Here is a 13927-nt window from a genome sequence, read left to right as displayed (position 1 = left end):
CAACTGTTTTCAATCTTGTGCTTATTTCTCTGAAAAAGTTTTCATTAATAGAAGGTGCTGGATGGGATAAAAAAGTTATATGAATATATTGAAATCTTTATTGCTTATTTTTATAATTCGTGTATTGGTGAGTAAACGTACTATTTAATAAGAAAAAACATTTTTTTTATCCAAAATCCGAATATTATCTTGTGCAATCAAGAAAAAGTATATATAATTACCTCAAACGATAGTTTGGCAGGTGATAGTCATCTTACCGATAAACGCTAACGAAACGAAGAAATTGCTTTCTCATATGTATAATGAGGTATCGAAGGAATTGTTCGGCTTTGGTACGACGCTGCTGAAGGTTACTGTTGAGCAGAATGTGATTACATTTCAAGCCAAACATCGACGTGCCCCGCGCTCTGAAGCTTTAGAAGGGGAAGTTCCCAGCCTGAAGCAGGAGGTTGACTTCCATATGTCCCTGCTTTATAAAAAGAAACTGAAACAAAAGCTGGAAACGCAAACGAATTGGGATATCGAAGCTGTCCTGAGGGATTATGACTCAGCGACGCAGCTGGCATTCACCAATATAGTATTGAAGGAAAAAAATATATAATCATATAAATGGATTTCCCTTCGGATTTATCTGGAGGGGACGCCGCTAGAGAACCAAATGATAAGTTTTATCTTTGTTTACAAAGAAAAGACAATCTTGGGTAGAATTTCAATTCTATTTAAGATTGTCTTTTTTTACATGTAAATCAGTAAAAAGGAAATTTTAAACAATATGAACTTGGAGGTTTGGATGATGAAAAAAATATTGATGATGTTATCACTGTTCACATTAGTTTTAGCGGCATGCTCTTCAAAGGACAATGGAAAGGAAAAACCAGCGAAATTGGTCGTTTCCACTTGGGGATTCTCCGATGATTTCTTCCGTCCTGAAGTCTATGAGCCATTTGAAAAGAAGCATAATGTCGAGATTGTCGTTGATTCAGGAAATAATGCAGATCGATTGAACAAAGTGCGCCAAGCGAATAGCGATGTGGATGTTATCTATTTATCCGACTATTATGCACAGCAGGGCATCGATGAAGGGTTATTTGAGAAAGTTGACCATAGCAAAATTCCGAATATTGATAATATCTACGATAAAGCAAAAGCTCCGAATGGCGCTGAGTATGGACCAGCCTATACCATTGCACAATTTGGGATTGCCTATAATCCCGATGAATTGAGTAAACCGATCACCTCTTGGAAGGATCTTTGGAGCAAGGATATGGCAGGGAAGATCACGATTCCATCCATCACTTCGACAACTGGACCGATGTTTTTGGATGCCGCTTCAAAAGTTAGCGGAAGTGAAGAGTTCAATGAGGATAAAGCCTTCGATCAAATGAAAAAGATCATGCCGAATGCGGTGAAGGAATATGGGCAAACATCAGAGTTCGTCAACATGTTCTCGCAAGGGGAAATCGTTGCAGGCCCGATCATGGAAATGTATTTTGGCGATTTACAGGAAGCCGTTCCCAATGCTAAGTTCATTTCCCCTCAAGAAGGCGGCTACGCCGTGATGAATACAGTGAATATTGTTAAAGCCAGCGATCAAAAAGAATTGGCCGGCGAATTCATGAATTACATTTTAAGCAAGGAAGTTCAGGAAAAATCAGCGAAAGCGAAAGTGGATTCTCCTGTCAATACGGAAGTCAAGCTCTCTGAAACGGAAGCGAAAGGCTTAACCTACGGAGATGACGTCATTGACAGCCTGCGTGTATTGGACATGAAGTTTGTTAATGAAAACTCGAAACAATGGATCGATCGTTGGAATCGTGAGCTTACACACTAAGAAAGAAAAATGAGGTGTGCTTGATGAAGAAAAAAATGATTCTTGATGTGGATACTGGAATAGATGATGCGATCGGGATCATTCTTGCTGTTAAAAGCCGTCAATTCGACATATTGGCGGTCACAACGGTGAACGGGAATGTATCACTTGATACGGCCACATTGAATACATGCAAAATATTGGATTTATTGAATGAACAGGACATTTCAGTCATAAAGGGGGCAGATAGCCCAATTATCAGGAGCCCCTTTTTTGAACACCGGATCCATGGCGAAGACGGGATTGGCGGAGCCTTGAAGGATGTACCAGTCAAAAAGCGGCCTGATGATGGATTTGCTTCTGATTTCATCATCAATTCCATTTTGAATTTTCCTGGTGAAGTGACGCTTGTCATGACGGGACCTCTTACGAATTTGGCATTGGCGGTGAAAAAATGTCCGCAAATCACCAAGCTCGTTAAAGAAGTCATTTTCATGGGCGGAGTGATCAAAGGGGTTGGCAATGTCACGCCGACCTCTGAATATAACACGTATGTCGATCCTGAAGCAGCCAAAATCGTATTACAGGCGGGATTCGCATCCATCACGCAGGTTGGTCTTGATGTCACGAGAAAGGTTCTATTGGGTGAAGAGCATATCCAATTGATTCAAAACGATGAACTTGCTGACTATATAAGGCAAAGTACATCAGATTACCGGAAAAGGTATTTTGAACGTAACGGCATATGGGCATGTGCGATGCATGATCCATTAGCAGTAGCCATCGCTTTGCAAGAAGATCTTGTCACCAGAGAAGAATATTATGTGGATGTTGAAACAAAAAGCGAGCTTTGTGACGGACAGATGGTTTGCGACTTTCAAAATAGGCTGATGAAGCAGCCGAATGCGCAAGTTTGTCTGGACGTCGATGCGGAAGCGTTTTTCGACCTGTTCATTCGCATAATCAATTCATAAATAATACGAACAGGGGGTTCCGAGGTGAAGAAACGCTATCTATACCTGTTGCTGTTACCAGGCGTACTATTTTTAACGATTTTCATGATCATTCCAATCCTAATGACGATTGGCACGACCTTTTTTCATGAAGGCGGCGGTTTTTCCGTACAAGGATATCTTGATTTTTTCCAAGACCGATACTTTATTGAAATTCTGCTGACGACACTTAGGGTGAGTCTGTTCACGACAATCATTTGCATTCTATTGGGATTTCCAGCAGCTTATTATATTTCAAAACTGAAACAACGAAAAAAAGCCATCATGCTTTTGCTGACGATCTTCCCGCTATTAACAAGCCCTGTTGTCCGCTCATTCAGCTGGATGGTGATCATCGGTAAAAACGGTGTCGTGAATAAATTGCTGATGGGCATGGGCTTGATTGAGAAGCCGCTTGATATATTGTACACGCCCACTGCCATCATCATCGGATTGGTCCATTTATTCCTGCCATTGATCATCGTGACGCTGGTTGGTGTGATGGAGAACATCGAGACGGACTTATTAAAAGCGGCGGAAAGCCTTGGAGCATCAAGATTGGCCGTATTCTCAAAAGTGATCATTCCGCTTTCGGTTCCAGGTTTGGTCATTGGCAGCATCCTTGTTTTCATAGGGAGCTTCACGGCTTATACTACGCCTGCTTTATTAGGCGGGAAACAGCGGGTCATTTCGACCTTTCTTTATCAAAACGCGATTACATTGAACGAATGGCAAGTGGCATCGATAGTCGCTACGATAATGATTGCCGTGACTGTTCTGATCATATCGATCATGAATGGTTTGGCAAAAAAATTAAATCCAAAGGGGTAGAGGTGTATGCAGGAAAAAAATCGAGGATTGGCCCTGTTTACATTCCTGGTGTTCCTTTTTTTACTAGGGCCTTTGCTTATCATATCCGTTACGTCATTTGAAGGCGGAAATATTTTGAAGTTCCCGCCAGAAGAGTTTTCTTTCAGATGGTACGAAAATATTTTTAATGTGGACATGTTTTTGGTCGCTTTTAAAACGTCCATCCTTGTTTCACTGGGTGGCAACCTTTTGGCACTGTTACTGGGAGTGCCGGCCGCCTATGCATTAAGCCGGTTTGATTTCAAAGGGAAAAGCGTGATAAATGCCTTTTTCGTATCGCCAATATTAATACCGGGAATTGTGCTGGGCTTTGCGTTTTTACGTTACATTGTGGGGACTTATCAGCTTCCGATATATGCGGCCCTGTTTGTGGGACATACTGTTATCATGCTGCCTTTCATCATCCGTGTGATTTCTTCAAGCTTATCAAACTTTGACTTTTCCATTGAAGAAGCGGCCGAGAGTCTCGGGGCGAGTAAATTGGGCACATTCTTTACAGTCGTCCTCCCGAATATAAAATCAGGAATTCTGGCGGCAGTCATGATCGCCTTCTTGGAATCCTTCAATAATGTAGACATTTCAGTTTATATGACAGGTCCTGGGGTAAGTACGTTTCCGATTCAGATGCTGACGTATGTGGAGAACTACTTCGATCCCACCATTTCGGCCATTTCCGTATTGCTCATGTTCATAACCGCTTTCTTCATGTTTATAGTGGAACGGCTCATGGGATTGTCTTATTTCACAAAACGATAAAGGAGGTAATGATGGGTGGCTTTATTCACTTTACAAGATATATCTGTAGCATATAACAAACAGAATATATTAAAGGATTTCAATCTTGAGATTGAAAAAGGGAAACTGGTATCCCTTCTTGGCCCGAGCGGCTGTGGGAAAACGACGACCCTCCGTTTAATTGCCGGGTTTTTACAGGCGAATGAAGGGAAGTTTTTATTCAAGGAAAAGGACTATACTAAAGTGCCCGTCAACAAGCGGAACTTTGGCTTTGTGTTCCAAAACTATGCATTATTTCCGCATTTGTCGATATTCGATAATATTGCATTCGGTCTCCGTCTGAGAAAGAATTCAAAAAGTGAAATCGAAAAAAAAGTAATGAATGTGCTTGAGATCGTTAATTTGAAAGGTTTTGAAAAACGATATCCCCAAGAGCTTTCCGGAGGGCAAAAGCAGCGGGTCGCGATTGCCAGGGCGCTGGTGATTGAGCCGGACATCCTCTTATTTGACGAGCCATTGAGTAATCTTGATGCCAACTTAAGGGTGAATATGAGAGTCGAGATTCGCCGTATCCAACAAGAGCTGGGGATTACCACGGTTTACGTTTCCCATGACCAGGAAGAATGCTTTTCGATATCCGACCAGGTGGCGATCATGAACAAAGGAATCATCGAACAGCTTAGTGACCCTGCGACCATTTACAAATATCCTGAAACCAAATTTGTCGCGGACTTCATCGGCTTCAAGAACTTCATTGACTTCGATAAGCGGACAGATCATGACGGTAAAATCGAACTGAACAAATCTGGATACTCATTTGTGCTGCACAAGGATCCGCAGATGAGCAATTCAACGGGAAAAATAGGCGCCATCAGGCCGGACGATCTGTTGATCAGGGAAAAAGATAACACGGGAGCTGTTCAGGAAAATAGTTTACCTGGCCGAGTCAAGGTAAGTACGTATCTTGGAAGAAGCTATCAATATGTCGTTGAAACTCCAATAGGGGATTTCACTGTGAACAAGGAAATGGCGGAATCCTATCGGACGGGTCAGGAAATCATCCTTGAAATTCCGAGAAACCAGATGGTGCTTGTTGACTAGCTTAGGAGGGTAAGTTATGCGAATGGATATGCTTGTAAGGGATATCAACGTGTTTAACAGCTATTTTAAAAGATTCATTAAAGGGAATGCAGCCATCAAGGATGGAAAGTTCTATTATATTGGAGAACGTGAATTGGATGCCTTCGAGCCGGATACAATCGTCGATGGACAGGGGAAGTATATGGTTCCAGGTCTGATCGATATCCATCTCCACATTGAAAGTACGATGGTGACGCCTGCGACTTTTTCCTACGGGTTAATCAAAAATGGCGTGACGACAATCGTGCCGGAACCACATGAAATGGCCAATGTTTTCGGCATTTCCGGTGTGAAGGAAATGATCAAAGCAAGTCAGGATTGCGTAGCGGATATGTTTTATGCCATCCCGAGTTCCGTTCCAGCCACATCGATGGAAACAACAGGCGGTTCGATCGAAATAGATGATATAGACGAATTGATGCAAACGGAGGACATTATATGTCTCGGCGAGATCATGAATTACTATGAGGTCATAACCGATCCGGATTGCAAAACGAATAAGATCTTGTCCCATATCCGTTCCCGTTATCCAGATCTGATCATAGAGGGGCACGTTCCAAAGCTGCTCGACTTAGACTTGCAAAAGATTATTAATGCCGGAGTGAATTCAGATCATACACACCAGACCGTGGAAGGGATGGATGCGAGGATCGCAGCCGGGATGTTCATTGAGATTCAAGAGAAATCAATGACTGAAGAAGTGATAGATTACTTGAAGGAAAATCAGGTGGATGAACATTTCTGCTTTGTCACCGATGATGTCATGACCGACTCTTTCCAAAACAGAGGACATCTGAACGTCCTTTTAAAGAAAGCCATCCAAATGGGGATGACTCCGGAAAAAGCCATTTATGCATGCACCTATACACCTGCACAGCGGATGCGGATGTATGACCGCGGCGCCATTGCACCTGGAAAAACAGCAGATTTCCTGCTGCTATCGGATTTGGAAACATTTGAAATTGAACAAGTATACAAAAAAGGTGAGCTAGTTTATGAATCTTCACGCCCATATGTCCAAGAAGTGAAGGAAGAACAATTTCCTAAGCATTTCTATCAAAGTGTGAAGCTTGCGGAACTTACCGAAAACGATTTTAACATCACGATCCCGGATAGTCTTGAAAGCAGCAAGTGCCGAATCATAAACGTGCAGAACGGTTCTACTTTCACATCTGAAACCCATGATCGTATCGAAGGGAAGGATGGTCAATTAAGCTGGGAAGAAAGCCCTTATGGTTTAATCGCCACATTCGAACGATACGGGAAAAACGGTAATCGGGCGCACGGGTTGATCACCGGCGATGTATTGAAGCGTGGAGCAGTCGCCACAACCTATTCGCATGATAACCATAATCTTCTGGTGATTGGCCATAATAAGCAGGATATGATGATTGCCGCTAACGAAGTGATAAGGAAGCAAGGCGGTGTCTGCTGCGTCCACGATGGCAAGGTCCTATCGATGATTCCCCTGCCGGTTGGAGGAATTCTTTCCGAAGAGCCGATGGACATCGTATCAAAGCAGGTTCAGCACCTGACAGATGCACTTAAATCGTTAGGCTACGAACATTATAATGTCATCATGTCATTAAGCACCTTATCGCTTCCTGTCAGCCCGGCTCTGAAAATAACCGACCATGGATTGATCAACGTGAACGAAGGGAAAACAGTCCCTCTCATGATGAGTGATGAAGCTTAAACCGAAAAGGGGATTATCCAATGGATAATCCCCTTTTCTTAATGCATCAAATGTTAGCTGGACTTGTTTATTTTCATATAATTACCATTAGGGTAAAAATATGATAAAATAGAGGGACAACTGAGGATAGAGTGGTAGGTCACGCTTTGCTTTTCCATCTAATGATAGATTGGAAAGGAGGTGACCGCTTGATTCATTTCTTATTGAACTTGATTACAGATATGGGTAAAGAGATATTTGTTGCTGTAGCAACCAGTCTTATCCTGTCTATGTTCGCCAAGAAACGGAAAAAGAACCACTCATCCTCCCAAGATGGCAATGGTTCTTCTTCTGACGATTAATTAAGTTAGTTGTGACCAACCACTCTTGCTAGTTGTCAGCCTCATGTTAGCGCATGAGGCTGTTTTTAGTTTATGTCAATATAAGGATAACATACCCCGATTTTAAAGTAAATATTCAGACAATGAAATGGGGAGTACCATGGGCTTCGCTGTATTTTTTTCTTGAATCTTTTAATGAAACTTTGGTAAAAGGCAAAAAATGAATTGACTCTTTCTTACTGATATGGTATGTTAATTCCAATCTAAGAAAAGGTGTGGTGTTTTATGTCGGGAGTAGGTATCAACTAATTTAGTTGAATAAGGTATTTAATCACTGTTATGTCAGTGGATTACGTATGCCTTTTTTTACAATGCAATTCTGCATTGTGAATACCTACCTTAAGACTGCTTCCTTTTCCATAATTCGTGTAACATGCAGGTGTTACGGCGAAAAGCATGGTGGGATTTGTCCTATCATGCTTTTTTGTGTACGCAGGTCTATTCGAGCTGCCCTATTTGTTATCGATTTTAGGTACTTATCCATGGATAAGGCCGATGCCCGCAGGAGCTTTCTACTCAAATGGCTTGTTCATTTGTAAAGGTAGGGGGACCATTGCGGGCATTTTTTGGATTCGGGAATTTCATTCACTCACTCATTCAAGGAGGATCATTAGATGAATACAATGACTCATGAAAAATTACAATATATCCAACTCAAGGAAATGGTCAAAAACCATTGCGTAAGCGGTTTAGGAAAAGCGTTATTGGATCAGCTTAAGCCGAGCAGCACCTTGAAGGTCGTTAAAAATCGTTTGAACGAGACCACGGAGGCAAGGAACTTACTGAATGCGGAAAACCATATTCCCTTAAAGGGCATATCACATATTGGCCTCCATATCGACAAACTGGAAAAAGGAATGATTTTGGAGCCGTCAGAGTTAGTGGCGATAGCAGACTTCTTAAGAGGCTGCAGGAATATTAAGAAATTCATGACCGATAAAGAGTTCTTTGCACCGACACTGCATTCCTACGCCCGCTCCATGACTGAGTTCAGGAGCATCGAAGAGGAAATCCAATTCACGATAAAGGGAAATGCTGTCGTTTCCGAAGCAAGCAAGGACCTGAAACGGATCAGGAACCAAATCATCAAGACAGAAGGTAAAATAGAGGAAAGGCTGAATAAGTTCTTGAAGAGCGGAGCCAATAAAGAGTTCATTCAGGAATTTTTCATCAGTAAAAAGGATGATCGCTACACCATCCCGATCAAAGCCTCCTATAAAAATCAAGTGGCCGGAACAATCGTGGAAGTATCGGCAAAAGGGGCTACCGTGTTCATTGAACCTGCCTCTGTTACGAAATTGAATGTAGAATTGGCAAGCTTAAAAGCGGAGGAATCGATGGAAGAGTATCAGCTTTTGGCCACATTATCCGGAACGGTTTTCGAACAGCTGAAACCGATCAAGATAAACATCGAGTTGATCAGTCAATATGACATGATCTTCGCGAAAGCCAAGTTCAGTAAAAGCATGGATGCCATCGAACCGAAAATCAATGATCACGGTTATATTAAATTAACGGGCTGTAAGCATCCACTATTGCCGCAAGACAGCGTACCTTTGAATTTTGAAATCGGTAAGGACTATCGCAGCTTGATTATCACAGGCCCTAATGCCGGGGGTAAAACTGTCGTCCTGAAAACGATCGGCATCCTTACATTGGCTGTCATGTCAGGACTGCATGTTGCCGGGAAAGAGGGGACGGAGCTTGCCGTCTTTGACCAGGTATTCGTCGATATCGGTGATAATCAAAGCATGGAAAATGCCCTGAGCACGTTTTCGTCGCATATGAAAAACATCTCGGAAATCATGGGGGCATTAACAAATAACTCCTTGCTGCTGTTCGATGAAATCGGGAGCGGAACGGAACCGAATGAAGGAGCCGCATTGGCGATTAGCATCCTTGAGGAATTTTATCAAAGAGGGTGCATAACCGTTGCGACGACCCATTATGGTGAAATCAAGCGCTATTCGGAAATACACAGTGATTTCATGAATGCGGCCATGCAATTCAACAGCGAAACACTTGAGCCAAAATACAAGCTGTTGATCGGTCAATCCGGGGAAAGCAATGCCCTTTGGATAGCCAAAAAAATGAATGTCCGTGAAAAGGTTCTGCAAAAGGCAAAGCTCTATATCGAAAATAAAGACTACGACTTGGAGCGTGTCCAGGAAAGTAAAATCAAAAAAGCGAAGCCAGCGGCCGTTCCTTTAGAATCAGCTTATGAATATGAAGTCGGCGACAAAGTGAAGGTAAGCGAACTGAATGGGCACGCGATCGTTTATAAGAAAAAGGACTCCTTCAATAATGTCGTCGTACTTTTCGAAGATACCTTCAAGGAAGTTCATGCCAATAGGCTCGAGCTTGATATAAAGGCCGTCGATTTATATCCTGAAGGCTATGATCTTAATACTTTATTTGTCGGCTACAAGGAAAGGAAATTGAACCATGACTTAGAACGGGGATCGAAAAAGGCGCTAAAGAACGTAGCAGCGGATATCCGGAAGAAGCTTGGTGAATAAACAGGGTTGGATTTTGAACGGAAAAACCAAATCCTGATGATTATTGAAATTGTAAAATATATCGGTTGTAAAAACCGACACTGGCAGGGTATGAGTTCTGTTTTAACAGGGCTCATACTTTTTTGATTATTTTCTTGTGTGGATATACCCGTTCAAAAAGGAATACATAATATGAGCGTACTGTTGTTTAAAAAATGTAAGTTCAGATTATTACAAGAAAAAATTTTAGCAGTATGATCATTGTTAGGTGAGATGAAAAAGTTTGCGGTTTTTTGCAGCTTGAGTTACAATCAATTACAGATATTAAAAGTCTGTAATAGTTTTAATTATGAGGTGCATCAATGAAGTATTCAAAGGCAACCAATTATGCACTACATACAATGGTGCATTTAACGATGGAACCAAAAGGTCATACGGTAAGCGTGGATCAGCTGGCGTGTATGCAGGATTTGTCCCCGACGTACTTGTCGAAGATTTTGACGAAGCTTGTGAAGGCTGGATTAATTGAATCAGTGCCAGGGGCAAAAGGCGGCTACAGTATTTCACGCCGCGCGCAGGACATTTCGTTTCTGGATGTTATTGAAGCGGTGGAGGGTCAGTCGGTGCTTTTCAACTGTGCGTTTGACCATGAAGAAAGCGATTGTTTAATTGAGCGCGTGATGATCGAGGCGGAAGGCAACATGAAGAAAGAACTTGCTGGAAGGACCATTCAGAGCATTGCGGAGCAGAGTAAGGAGACAAAAAAAGAAAAATAAATTTTTTTACACAAATTAAGGATATCAAGGGTCTCTAATGGATTTTATAAAGAAGGAGTGTTGCATGTGTTGGATTGTGTAATTATTGGCGGAGGACCTGCAGGACTGAATGCCGCATTGGTCATGGGGCGTGCTGGACGGAAAACAATTTTGTTCGATGAGGATAAACCCCGTAACCGGGTGACGCAGGAGTCGCACGGATTTATCACACAGGATGGCGTAAAGCCGTCAGAGTTCAAGAAGCGGGCAAGAACGGATGTCCAGAAATATCGGTCCGTCTCCATTAAGGAGGAGCGGGTGGAGATTATTGAAAAAGCCAGTGGTGTGTTCCGGATTCAAACGAAAGGCGGAACGGATTACATGGCGAAAAAAGTGCTTCTCGCAACAGGTCTTCGGGATGTCTTGCCGGAGATTCCAGGCATACAGAATGTATACGGAACGAGTGTTTTCAGCTGTCCTTTTTGTGACGGCTGGGAAATGCGCGGCAAAGCATTGGCGGTGATTGCAGAAAATGAACGGGCCTTTCATATGGGAAAACTGCTGTCAAACTGGAGCGGTGATGTAATGGTGTTTACAAATGGCTATCAGGTGCTTGATGAGGAGAAGGCTATCTTGGCTAGGCAGCAAGTGACAGTCGTGGAAGAAAAAATTGAAGATCTTAAATCGAACGGAGGGCAGCTGACATCAATCCGGCTGCAAAACGGACAGGAAACCAAAAGGGAGGCAGGTATTGTGGTGACAGACTTGGTGCAATCCGCTTCTTTTGCGGAACAGCTCGGCTGCGAAATCACTCCGAACGGCGGGATTAAAGTGGATTCATTTGGACGAACATCGGTTGAAGGGGTATATGCATGCGGGGATACGTCCCTCAGCACGCCTTCTCAGCTAGTGATTGCGGCGGCGAAGGGCAATAAAGCGGCGGCTGGAGTCATCATGGATTTAGTTGAAGCGGCATTTCTATTGGAGGCATAAATTCCTTTTTTAAAGAAAGAGACCATTTGTAAAGGAGATTGAAGTATGACGGAAATCTGGGAATCAAGTTTTATAGAAAATCAAATGATGTGGGGATTTGAACCTTCAGACTCAGCAATCTTGACAAAGGATTTTTTTCTTGAAAAGAAAGTTAAGGATCTATTGATTCCTGGTATAGGATATGGCAGAAATGCAAAGGTTTTTACTGACAACGGAATACATGTAACAGGTATCGAAATTTCAAAAACAGCAATTGAATTGGCAAGGCAAAATGATCTTAATCTTAATATTTTTCATGGTTCAGTAACCGATATGCCTTTTGATAACAAACTTTATGATGGTATATTTTGTTATGCCCTTATTCACTTATTGAATAATCGTGAGAGAGAAAAGTTTATTAAAGATTGCTTTAATCAGTTAAAGCCAAATGGATATATGATTTTCACCACTATTTCAAAAGGTGCCCCAATGTTCGGTAAGGGCAAACAACTGGGTAAAGACTATTTCGAGATAATGGAAGGGATGAAAATGTTTTTTTACGATTCCGACTCGATTAAACAAGAATTTGGGAATTATGGACTGATAGAGTTTTCAGAAATTGTTGAGCCCCATAAGAATATGGAGAATAAACCTCCATTTAAATTTATAATGGTAAAATGTCAAAAGGACTAGAATGGCTTTATCCATAAAAAGGGCATGTTTTGATCAATCATTTTTTCAACACATGCTCTTTTCTATTTGCTCTCGTCCGCCGACAAAGTGAAGGCTGAGCTTGAATATAGGGCCGACGATTAAGCTTGGTGAAAAGTACGATCATCAAAAATGCAAAAAAGCCTCTCTAAATGAGAGGCTTTTTTACATTGTATTGCCAAAATTCTATTTTATTGAATTCTTTTCCTTCTTTCATTATACAGATTGATCAATTCTGCATTTTGCTCATTCATCTTTTTCACATTCTTATTAATCGTTGCCAATTCCCAAAGTATAGCCAATCCAAAGATTAGCATAAGCGTTAATAAATCCATTGTTGCCCTCCTATTGATGTTGTGTACCTTTAATTAAATGATTCTTTTCACTTGGATTCATTTCCTTAACCCGGGAAGGCAAGTTCTTTCTTTGAAAGTAATTGTTTTGAATCAAAGCATATATCACTAAAAAAGTTCCGAGTATTTCGTAGGATGATAGTGATCCTCCTTGGATGAAAACGATGGCCAACGTGGTGATTGGAACTAAATTGATAAATAGGATTCCATTGATCGGCGTTAAAAGTTTAATGCCTAAATTCCAGCTTAAAAGGGCTATGGCACCAGGGAAAATAATCATGAAAATCATCTCGCCATAAATGGATTGCATAACCTCTGCCGTAGGGACGGACAGGCCCATTGCCGTTGCGAGGAAGGTTATGATGGCTGATACGGCTGTTCCTAAAATGCACGTTAAAGTCGAATAGCGAAGTGTTGACCATCCGTTAAATTGGTTGCCGCCCATCGTATAAATAACCCACCCTATAACCCCGATAAGAATGAAAAGGATAGGGATGATACTATCTTTCAATAAAAATACGAATGATAAGCTGCCATTGGTAATGACAAGAATGGCCCCTATCAAGGCAAGGAACATGCTGGCGATTGTGTACTTCATGGGTCTGGCACTTTTGAAAACCCACAGAATTAAAATTGAAATCATGGGCATTAATGATTCCATGATGGAAGCAACAATCACCCCGTTATGCCCCAGTAAATCTTGACCTGCGAAAATGAGAAAATTGTAGACAGTGAAAGCCATCGTCCCAAAAAACAATAATTTCTTTCCTTGCCCTTCCAGGCTAAAAGACTTCTTACCCTCTTTCATTAAAAGCAATATCCCTAAAATGACGCTAACAGCTAAATATCGCAAAAAAGCGAAATAAAAAGGATCAATATACATTAAGGCCCTTTCTGCAACTGGAAACATCGCTCCCCAAGAAATGCTGGCAGTCAAACATAAAAGTGCACCGATTAAAACTTGATTTTTTTTCATAAAAGCTTCCCCTCAAAAATAATGATTGATTTAATTCCT

14 protein-coding genes are annotated in these 13927 nt (G+C 41.7%); 12 read left to right on the top strand and 2 right to left on the bottom strand.

Going from position 1 to position 13927, the window contains the following annotated elements:
- Positions 1-250 precede the first annotated feature (250 nt).
- The 12 genes from MHB45_RS19440 to MHB45_RS19385 all read left to right on the top strand — a co-directional run bounded on the left by MHB45_RS19440 (position 251) and on the right by MHB45_RS19385 (position 12541).
- Complete coding sequence (locus MHB45_RS19440) at positions 251-601, top strand: DUF2294 domain-containing protein (protein ID WP_105718871.1); 351 nt, start codon at positions 251-253, stop codon at positions 599-601.
- Positions 602-793: 192 nt separating this feature from the next.
- On the top strand, positions 794-1831 hold the full coding sequence (locus MHB45_RS19435) for an ABC transporter substrate-binding protein (RefSeq protein ID WP_340908044.1): 1038 nt from the start codon (positions 794-796) through the stop codon (positions 1829-1831).
- Between the two features lie 23 nt (positions 1832-1854).
- Positions 1855-2784, top strand: a complete 930-nt coding sequence (locus MHB45_RS19430; RefSeq protein WP_048687498.1) for a nucleoside hydrolase — start codon at positions 1855-1857, stop codon at positions 2782-2784.
- Positions 2785-2808: 24 nt separating this feature from the next.
- A complete protein-coding gene (locus MHB45_RS19425) occupies positions 2809-3633 on the top strand; it encodes an ABC transporter permease (RefSeq protein ID WP_072273548.1) in 825 nt (274 codons plus the stop codon).
- 6 nt (positions 3634-3639) lie between these two features.
- A complete protein-coding gene (locus tag MHB45_RS19420; RefSeq protein WP_048687496.1) occupies positions 3640-4428 on the top strand; it encodes an ABC transporter permease in 789 nt (262 codons plus the stop codon).
- Between the two features lie 15 nt (positions 4429-4443).
- Complete coding sequence (locus MHB45_RS19415) at positions 4444-5508, top strand: ABC transporter ATP-binding protein (protein WP_048687495.1); 1065 nt, start codon at positions 4444-4446, stop codon at positions 5506-5508.
- A 16-nt stretch (positions 5509-5524) separates the two neighbouring features.
- Positions 5525-7243 carry an adenine deaminase gene (locus MHB45_RS19410; RefSeq protein WP_048687494.1) on the top strand — a complete coding sequence of 573 codons (1719 nt, stop codon included), beginning with the start codon at positions 5525-5527 and terminating at the stop codon, positions 7241-7243.
- Positions 7244-7431: 188 nt separating this feature from the next.
- Positions 7432-7584 (top strand): hypothetical protein, encoded by a 153-nt coding sequence (locus tag MHB45_RS19405; RefSeq protein ID WP_153246156.1) that lies wholly within the window; start codon positions 7432-7434, stop codon positions 7582-7584.
- Positions 7585-8237: 653 nt separating this feature from the next.
- A complete protein-coding gene (locus MHB45_RS19400) occupies positions 8238-10142 on the top strand; it encodes an endonuclease MutS2 (protein WP_340908043.1) in 1905 nt (634 codons plus the stop codon).
- Positions 10143-10483: 341 nt separating this feature from the next.
- Positions 10484-10897, top strand: a complete 414-nt coding sequence (locus tag MHB45_RS19395) for an RrF2 family transcriptional regulator (RefSeq protein WP_048687492.1) — start codon at positions 10484-10486, stop codon at positions 10895-10897.
- A 66-nt stretch (positions 10898-10963) separates the two neighbouring features.
- Positions 10964-11869, top strand: coding sequence for an NAD(P)/FAD-dependent oxidoreductase (locus MHB45_RS19390; protein ID WP_340908042.1), 906 nt, complete (start codon positions 10964-10966; stop codon positions 11867-11869).
- Between the two features lie 45 nt (positions 11870-11914).
- Positions 11915-12541: a class I SAM-dependent methyltransferase gene (locus MHB45_RS19385; RefSeq protein ID WP_340908041.1), complete on the top strand. Its 627-nt coding sequence runs from the start codon at positions 11915-11917 to the stop codon at positions 12539-12541.
- A 209-nt stretch (positions 12542-12750) separates the two neighbouring features.
- Here MHB45_RS19385 and MHB45_RS19380 read toward each other — a convergent pair whose 3' ends face one another.
- The gene (locus tag MHB45_RS19380; RefSeq protein WP_264639427.1) at positions 12751-12894 is read right to left on the bottom strand and encodes a YrzO family protein; all 144 of its coding nucleotides are present in this window, start codon (positions 12892-12894) and stop codon (positions 12751-12753) included.
- 10 nt (positions 12895-12904) lie between these two features.
- The gene (locus tag MHB45_RS19375) at positions 12905-13888 is read right to left on the bottom strand and encodes a DMT family transporter (RefSeq protein WP_048678277.1); all 984 of its coding nucleotides are present in this window, start codon (positions 13886-13888) and stop codon (positions 12905-12907) included.
- Positions 13889-13927 lie beyond the last annotated feature (39 nt).

Source organism: Peribacillus sp. FSL K6-5616, from assembly GCF_038008245.1.
GTDB lineage: Bacteria > Bacillota > Bacilli > Bacillales > DSM-1321 > Peribacillus > Peribacillus frigoritolerans.
The sequence above is the reverse complement of the archived record's forward strand: the minus strand, read 5'-3'. Positions and strand labels throughout refer to the sequence as shown.

Bases quoted from the DNA above. Each gene is read 5' to 3' on its own strand.
- MHB45_RS19435 (WP_340908044.1), top strand. From the start codon at position 794: ATGAAAAAAATATTGATGATGTTATCACTGTTCACATTAGTTTTAGCG.
- MHB45_RS19430 (WP_048687498.1), top strand. From the start codon at position 1,855: ATGAAGAAAAAAATGATTCTTGATGTGGATACTGGAATAGATGATGCG.
- MHB45_RS19420 (WP_048687496.1), top strand. From the start codon at position 3,640: ATGCAGGAAAAAAATCGAGGATTGGCCCTGTTTACATTCCTGGTGTTC.
- MHB45_RS19410 (WP_048687494.1), top strand. From the start codon at position 5,525: ATGCGAATGGATATGCTTGTAAGGGATATCAACGTGTTTAACAGCTAT.
- MHB45_RS19400 (WP_340908043.1), top strand. From the start codon at position 8,238: ATGAATACAATGACTCATGAAAAATTACAATATATCCAACTCAAGGAA.
- MHB45_RS19395 (WP_048687492.1), top strand. From the start codon at position 10,484: ATGAAGTATTCAAAGGCAACCAATTATGCACTACATACAATGGTGCAT.
- MHB45_RS19385 (WP_340908041.1), top strand. From the start codon at position 11,915: ATGACGGAAATCTGGGAATCAAGTTTTATAGAAAATCAAATGATGTGG.
- MHB45_RS19380 (WP_264639427.1), bottom strand. From the start codon at position 12,894: ATGGATTTATTAACGCTTATGCTAATCTTTGGATTGGCTATACTTTGG.
- MHB45_RS19375 (WP_048678277.1), bottom strand. From the start codon at position 13,888: ATGAAAAAAAATCAAGTTTTAATCGGTGCACTTTTATGTTTGACTGCC.